At 60.7% G+C, this 6,054-nt stretch carries 10 protein-coding genes; 5 read left to right on the forward strand and 5 right to left on the reverse strand.

Features of this window, described 5'->3' with window-relative positions; translation table 11 throughout:
- Positions 1–589 (forward strand): sensor histidine kinase (locus EN984_RS19225; RefSeq protein WP_164765528.1); only part of this gene is annotated, 589 nt, incomplete at its 5' end.
- Between the two features lie 15 nt (positions 590–604).
- On the opposite strand, the gene EN984_RS19230 is transcribed toward EN984_RS19225, so the two are convergent.
- The 3 genes from EN984_RS19230 to EN984_RS19240 all read right to left on the reverse strand — a co-directional run bounded on the left by EN984_RS19230 (position 605) and on the right by EN984_RS19240 (position 2,291).
- Positions 605–1,063 carry a hypothetical protein gene (locus EN984_RS19230; protein WP_127269173.1) on the reverse strand — a complete coding sequence of 153 codons (459 nt, stop codon included), beginning with the start codon at positions 1,061–1,063 and terminating at the stop codon, positions 605–607.
- Between the two features lie 11 nt (positions 1,064–1,074).
- Positions 1,075–1,401, reverse strand: coding sequence for a DUF883 family protein (locus EN984_RS19235; RefSeq protein WP_023811001.1), 327 nt, complete (start codon positions 1,399–1,401; stop codon positions 1,075–1,077).
- Positions 1,402–1,529: 128 nt separating this feature from the next.
- Positions 1,530–2,291 (reverse strand): Crp/Fnr family transcriptional regulator, encoded by a 762-nt coding sequence (locus tag EN984_RS19240; protein ID WP_127269632.1) that lies wholly within the window; start codon positions 2,289–2,291, stop codon positions 1,530–1,532.
- A gap of 147 nt (positions 2,292–2,438) precedes the next feature.
- On the opposite strand from EN984_RS19240, the gene EN984_RS19245 reads away from it, so the two are divergent.
- Positions 2,439–2,810, forward strand: a complete 372-nt coding sequence (locus EN984_RS19245; RefSeq protein ID WP_127269631.1) for a response regulator — start codon at positions 2,439–2,441, stop codon at positions 2,808–2,810.
- A 13-nt stretch (positions 2,811–2,823) separates the two neighbouring features.
- Here EN984_RS19245 and EN984_RS19250 read toward each other — a convergent pair whose 3' ends face one another.
- Both EN984_RS19250 and EN984_RS19255 read right to left on the reverse strand, forming a co-directional pair.
- Positions 2,824–3,375 carry an RNA polymerase sigma factor gene (locus tag EN984_RS19250; protein ID WP_013529285.1) on the reverse strand — a complete coding sequence of 184 codons (552 nt, stop codon included), beginning with the start codon at positions 3,373–3,375 and terminating at the stop codon, positions 2,824–2,826.
- 3 nt (positions 3,376–3,378) lie between these two features.
- Positions 3,379–3,582 (reverse strand): NepR family anti-sigma factor, encoded by a 204-nt coding sequence (locus EN984_RS19255; protein WP_127269630.1) that lies wholly within the window; start codon positions 3,580–3,582, stop codon positions 3,379–3,381.
- Between the two features lie 216 nt (positions 3,583–3,798).
- Here EN984_RS19255 and EN984_RS19260 point away from each other — a divergent pair, with 216 nt between their 5' ends.
- The 3 genes from EN984_RS19260 to EN984_RS19270 all read left to right on the forward strand — a co-directional run.
- Positions 3,799–4,593: a response regulator gene (locus tag EN984_RS19260; protein WP_023810997.1), complete on the forward strand. Its 795-nt coding sequence runs from the start codon at positions 3,799–3,801 to the stop codon at positions 4,591–4,593.
- Positions 4,594–4,857: 264 nt separating this feature from the next.
- On the forward strand, positions 4,858–5,025 hold the full coding sequence (locus EN984_RS19265) for a DUF1328 domain-containing protein (RefSeq protein WP_013529282.1): 168 nt from the start codon (positions 4,858–4,860) through the stop codon (positions 5,023–5,025).
- 177 nt (positions 5,026–5,202) lie between these two features.
- Positions 5,203–6,054, forward strand: an 852-nt coding sequence (locus tag EN984_RS19270; RefSeq protein WP_164765529.1) for a sensor histidine kinase, incomplete at its 3' end; no start/stop codon positions are given.

A 6,054-nucleotide genomic window follows, 5' to 3' on the forward strand; every position in this document is an offset into this window, starting at 1 on the left:
GCTGCTGCGTGAGCTCAACCATCGCGTCAAGAACACTTTGGCGACCGTCCAGGCGCTGGCAACGCAGACCGTGCGCCATGCCCGCCAGCCAAGCGAGTTCCTCGAGGCGTTCGGCGCCAGGCTTCAGGCCTTGGGCATCGCCCACAATCTGTTGTCGGACCGCGAGTGGCGCGGCATTGGCATCAGTGAACTCGTTCAGATCGAGGTCAAACCTTTCGAAACGGCCGAGCAGCCGCGCATGACGATCTCCGGCGACGACCTGCTGCTGTCGCCCGACCAGGCCGTCGGGCTTGGCCTGATCCTGCATGAACTGGCCAGCAACGCGCTGAAATATGGCTCGCTGTCGGTGCCGTCAGGCAGGGTCGATCTCGGCTGGAGGATGCAAGGCAGGAGGGATGCCCGGCGTCTTGTGCTGACCTGGCGCGAAAGCGGCGGCCCGCAAGTCGCTCCGCCGGATCGGCACGGCTTCGGCTCGATCCTCATTCGCCGCAGCCTAGCCAAGGTCATTTCCAGCGAAGTGACCCATGAATTCCGGCCGGAAGGCGTGTTTGCCGAAATATCGATGCCGCTGGAAGAGTTGTCAAAGTGACCTCTCCCAACAGCTCTATATCCGTTCGCTCTCATCCAGATCGTCGGATTTCACATTCTCGCGGTAGATGGCGTAGGCCGCGAGCGCCACGGCCGGCCCCAGAATGACGCCGAGACCGCCTTTTCCCTTGAGCAGACTCGGCAGCACGGCGAGTGCGGCGGTGATGCCGATCGCCTTCATGTCGGCATTGCGGCGCTGCGCCCGGCGCCGGGCGCGTGAGCCTGCGGAGATCCGGTAGATCAGCAGGATAAGTCCGGCAAGCACCAGGAAACCGACGCCAAACCCCAGTGCCGCGGCAAGCGGCCCATAGCGCATCGCCGTCCAGATATAGGCGGCCCCGACAAGAAAAACGAGACCGCAAAGTGCGGCGGCCATGGCGATCACATAGACGATTGCCGCCGTGCGCGCCCGGTGTATGGCGGCCACGGTTTCCCCCGAGGCGAGGCCCGAGATCAGGGTTGCCAACATTCCCATCTGGAGCGCGACTAGCGACGCGCGATGAGCGCGAAAAGGAAGCCTACGCCGGCGGCGATCGCCAGTGACGTCACCGGCTTTTCACGCACGCTTGCCATCATCTGCGCTTCGATGTCCTTGGCATTGCTGCGCAGGCTGTCAAAGGCTGCTTCGCCCTGCGCACGCAACTGTTCGACCCCTTCCGTGGCTGCGCGGCGCGCGGTGCCATAGCCATGCTCGCCGGTCTTGGCCAGTTGTTTGGTGAGCTTGTCGATGTCGGCCTTCAACTGCCTGATGTCGGCTTCCAGGTCCGCATTTGCACGGGCGTCGTTTGCGGTCTTTCCTGCGGCAGTGGCCATGGCTTAACTCCTTGTGATTGCTTGGTTTCAAACGCGCTGCGCGTCTCAAGGTTCCGGCATTGGGGACAAAGTAGCCGAAAACGCATCGGCGCGCACCCGGTCCGCCGGCTCCGGCAAAACACGCTTCCTTAGATTAATGGCCGGCGCGCTTCACCCAGCCCTTCCCAGCCGGCGAGCCGCTTGAGCCCTTCATTGTCGGAAACCACGCAGCCGCCGTCGCGCCAGACGATCAGCTTGCGATCCATCAGCTTGCGGATCGTCTTGTTGGTGTGAACCAGCGACAGGCCAAGCGTATCGGCGATGTGCTGTTGCGTGATCGGTATCTGGACGGATTGGTTGCCATTCAGTCCGACAACCTTGGCGCGGCTGCCGATGAAGGCGATGAGATAGGCAGCGCGCTCGATCGCACTGCGGCGCCCAAGGCTGAGCAGATTCTCGTCCAGCATCCGCTCTTCACGCGATGCGATCCAGGTGATGTCATAGGCCAGCCCGGGATGATTGCGGTACAGCTCATGCAGATATTCGCGCTCGAAAACACACAGCAGCATCGGCGACAGTGCCTCCACGGAATGCTGCATCTCGCCCATCACACTGCCTTGCAGGCCAATCAGATCACCGGGCATGAGATAGTTGAGAATCTGGCGGCGGCCGTCCAGCAACAGCTTGTAGCGAAACGCCCAGCCGGAGAGCACGGTGTAGAGATGGGCGCTATGGCTTCCCTCCACCAGCACCGTGCCACCCTTTTCGACTGCGAGTTCGCCCTTCTTGAATTTGCTGATGAAGGCCAGTTCCTGTTTTTCGAAATCGCGAAAAATCGGCAACGGCCGCAATGGGCAGTTCTCGCAAGGATATTGGCGGCTGGAGAAAGCGCTATTGTTCTGAACCGACATTTCGACCCCCCTTCGAAAGCCGCTCTTGGAGAGCGCGTTTCAACGCGTTGCAAGGATTGAGGTTCCGCCCGCTTGCCACATGTCTTTTTTAAATGACAGCAAGCGAATTAGCGATCATGACTCCGGCGTTTCAAGGAGTCTTTGCCTGTGCCCACATTGCTCGACGGATTGCGGATTCTGGTCCTGGAGGACGAATTTCTGATCGCCATGGACGTCGAGCAGCTTTGCCGCGACCATGGCGCCGATGAGGTGGTGATCGCCCGTGACCTGACCGAGGTCGATGGCCGCGAGGTCGCCACGCGATTCGATGCAGCCATTGTCGACTTGATGCTGGGCGGCGCCTCAACCATCGATTTCGCCTCCGGGCTGCGCGCGGCAGGCATACCTTTCGTGTTTGCGTCGGGCTATTCGGATGTCGATGAAATCAAGGCATCGTTTCCGGGCGTCAGGCTGGTTGGCAAACCCTATTCGGGTGAAGACCTCGTGCAAGCGGTCGCCGCGGCCTGCGGACGCGCTTGAGACACGATCGCGGTCAGCTCGCCGGCGAGCTCGTTACCTGGGCCGAAATTGCGTCCGGACCATACTCGTCCTCGCCTGATATTTTCAGGATCTCCTGCAAGCGCGTACGGGCTCGGCTGACGCGGCTCTTGATCGTTCCCACCGCGCAACCGCAGATCTCGGCGGCCTCCTCGTAGGAGAAACCAGATGCGCCGATGAGGATGATGGCTTCGCGTTGGTCCTCCGGCAATTGCTCCAGGGCGCCGCGAAAATCCTTCAGGTCGAGCTGGCCGTGCTGGGCCGGATGAACGGCAAGCCTGGCCGTCATGATACCGTCGCTGTCCTGCACTTCGCGCCCGCGCTTGCGCATCTGCGAATAGAACTCGTTGCGCAGGATGGTGAAAAGCCAGGCCTTGAGATTGGTGCCGGGCTGGAAGCTCTCATGCTTGTCCCAGGCCTTGACGAGCGTTTCCTGGACGAGGTCGTCGGCTTTGTCGGCATTTTGCGTCAGCGACACGGCGAACGCGCGCAGACTTGGGATTGCCCCAAGCAGATCGGTCTTGAAGCCTTGTGAGACCGCGGCCATGCCTCAGTCCTTCTTCTGTGCGGGTTCAGCCCGTTCCAGCTGGCTAAGCAACTGGGAAAAGCGATCCGGCACATCGTCGGAGACCAGCGCGTCGTAATATTGTTTGAGTTTGCGTCCGATTTCGGAGTTCGGCCCAAGAGCATCACCAGAACCGTTCCGGCGCCTGCTCTCGGCGCCAGCCAGAATATCTTTCGTCATATCCTTCATTTTGCCCTTGTATTCCCAGCGCTCAAACCGCTCTTATCATACTCAACACAACGCAAGCGGCGCCCTCGTCTGGTTGCCCATCCCGACCCCAAACGCCCCTCCCCGGTATTTGTTCCGTCGAGGCGGAACTTTTTCTAAAAATCCGCGTTATCGTCAGGGCTTGCAGTCAGCTTGACCTGCTACGCATTCACGTCATTCTGAGGGAGACGTCTTACCATGAGCTTATCCGCCACCATCGCACCACATCTGCCCTTCCTGCGCCGCTTCTCGCGGGCTGTTTCCGGGTCGCAAGAGAGTGGTGATGCGCTGGTAGCCGCGATGCTCGAGGCCATCATCGCCGATATCGAGATATTTCCCGAAGCATCGAGCGACCGCATCGCGCTGTACAAGGTTTTCGCCAAGCTGTTCACATCGGTCGCCATCCGCGTTCCACAGGAGCAGGCGCAATCGGCGTGGGAACAGCGCACCGCCGCCAATCTGAATGCGATCGCGCCGCGGCCCCGTCAGGCCTTCCTCCTCGTGGCTGTCGAAGGCTTCAGCGAGGACGAAGCGGCTGAGATCCTCGACGTCGGCGACCAGGAGTTTTCAGAGCTGCTTGCCCAGGCGAGCAACGAGATATCCCGCCAGGTGGCAACCGACGTTCTGATCATCGAGGATGAACCGCTGATCGCCATGGATATCGAAGAAATGGTCGAGAGCCTCGGGCACCGGGTCGTTGGAACGGCGCGCACCCATGCCGAGGCCGTGATGATGTTCGGCAAGACACGGCCGAAGATGGTGCTGGCCGACATCCAGCTTGCCGACGGCAGTTCCGGCATCGAGGCCGTGAACGAGATCCTGTCATCGACGTCGGTGCCGGTCATCTTCATCACCGCCTTCCCCGAGCGCCTGTTGACTGGTGAACGACCGGAACCAGCCTTCCTGGTCACCAAGCCGTTCAATCCCGACATGGTCAAGGCGCTGATCAGCCAGGCACTGTTTTTTGACCGGCAGGCGAAAGCAGCCGCATAGTCGCGAATTGAGGAGTGGAGGAATTGAGGATTGAAGGCGATAGCCTCGCTCGCCGATTTCTCCAGATCATCAAAATCGTCAATTCATCAACTCAATTCTTCAATTCTTCACTTCGGGCCGCCTGATCCACGCATCGGGCGGTGAGGGCGAATTTCCTGCGCGTCCGGCTGCCGAACGAATTGCAAGCTCGGTCTTTTTCGGCAAAGGGTGGGAACAAACCGCAACCACCCACGTTTTTATCGCATCATTCGAAGGAGATGCATCATGCTTTACTGGGCGCTCGTATTTCTCGTCGTTGCGATCATCGCCGGCGCGCTTGGTTTCGGCGGCATCGCCGGTACATCTGCCGGCATAGCGCAGATATTGTTTTTCATCTTCCTCGCTTTCCTGGTCATTTCGCTTCTTGCGGGCCTGTTCAAAAGGGCTTCGTAAAGACGGACGGCCGAACACTGGAAGCCGCACCCCTCAAACGGTTTCCAGCCACCGCCGGGCGGTGTCCTTCAAAGGACGCCGTCCGGCGGACCGTTTTTGGCGGCGGGTTCGGGAAACCTCTTTGGAACCCATTCACCGGTGAGCCGTTCAGCCTGAATTGGGTGGACAGTTTGGCCGATGGGTTCCAGGACCGGAAACAGGAAGGACGACGTGCAAAGCGATGAAGTCATCGCCCTCCATCCTGCCGAAAGCGGCATGCAGCTCGGCCGCGCCCTTCTTCACGCGTTGCACAATGCCGGCATTTCCGTTCTCTACCAGGATCGCGAGATGAAAACCGTATGGGCGCGCAACATGCGTGCGCCCTGGGTTTCGGACACCGCCGACAGCATCGGTATTTTGCCGGAGGCGCAGGCCGACCGCATCGGCGCGGCCAAGCGCGACGTCATTGCATCCGGCAACCCCCAACGTCTCGAGATCAGCGTTCCCGTCGAGGATGGCAGCCGCTGGTTTGAGGTCTGGATCGATGCCGACCACGGCGACGGCGGCACGGTGCAAGGCGTCGTCACCACGATGGTCGAGACGACCGAGCAGAAGCGCCGTGAGCAGACCCTGACGACGCTGTTGCGGGAGGTGAGCCATCGCTCGAAAAACCTGCTGGCGATCATCCAGAGCATAGCCACCCAGACCGGTCGCTACTCCGACAGCATCGGCGATTTCCTGACACGTTTTCGCGGCCGGCTGCAATCGCTGGCTTCGTCCCAGGATCTCGTGACCTCTTCCAACTGGCGGGGCGCCGCACTTCGCGAACTCGTATCGGGCCAAGTGGGCCGCTACGGCGGCGATCCGGTTCGCAGCCTGAGGTTTCAGGGGGCCAACCCCTATCTCAATCCCAACGCTGCCCTGCATATCGGCCTTGCGATGCATGAACTCGCCGTCAATTCGGTGAGCTATGGCGCCCTGTCGCGGCCCGATGGATTCGTCAATGTTACAGCCAACCTGACCGCCGCCGACACGGGAACCTCCCTGTCC

The sequence above is a fragment of the Mesorhizobium sp. M7A.F.Ca.CA.004.12.1.1 genome, assembly GCF_003997835.1.
In the GTDB taxonomy this organism is placed as follows: domain Bacteria; phylum Pseudomonadota; class Alphaproteobacteria; order Rhizobiales; family Rhizobiaceae; genus Mesorhizobium.